The sequence below is a fragment of the Micromonospora sp. DSM 43699 genome (assembly GCF_055517075.1).
The window spans coordinates 1-458 of record NZ_JBTMMT010000199.1 but is presented as its reverse complement, the minus strand read 5'-3'; the positions used below and the strand labels follow the sequence as shown (position 1 = coordinate 458).

Annotated in this window: 1 protein-coding gene; it reads right to left on the bottom strand. The window is 74.0% G+C overall.

Annotated features, from left to right (window positions below; all coding sequences use genetic code 11):
- Positions 1-458: phenylalanine--tRNA ligase subunit beta-related protein (locus AC0AIB_RS31225; protein ID WP_465098082.1), on the bottom strand; the 458-nt coding region annotated here is incomplete at both ends.

The following is a 458-nucleotide window of genomic DNA, read 5'->3' as shown; positions in this document are numbered from 1 at the left end:
ACGCTCGGCGGCCAGGGCCACCGCGCTGTCGCGGGCGGCCGAGGCCTCCTCGACGGTCAGCGTGCGGTCGGCGGCACGGAAGCGCAGCGCGTACGCCAGGGACTTGTTGCCCCCGCCGATCTGCTCGCCGGTGAAGACGTCGAACAGCCGCAGCGATTCGAGGAGTTCACCCGCGCCCTCGCGCAGCGCCCGCTCCACGTCGGCGGCCGGAACGTCCCCGGCGACGACGAGCGCGACGTCCTGGGTCGCCACCGGGAAGGTGGAGATCCGGGGCGCCTGGAGCGCTCCGTCGACGGCCTGTTCCAGGACGTCCAGCTCGACCTCGGCGGCACAGGTCCGCTCGGGCAGGTGGAGCGCCTTGATCACGCGCGGGTGCAGTTCGCCCGCGTGTCCGAAGAGGGTCTCCTCGCCGTTCACGCTGACGTACAGCGCGGCGCAGCGGCCCGGGTGCCACGGGG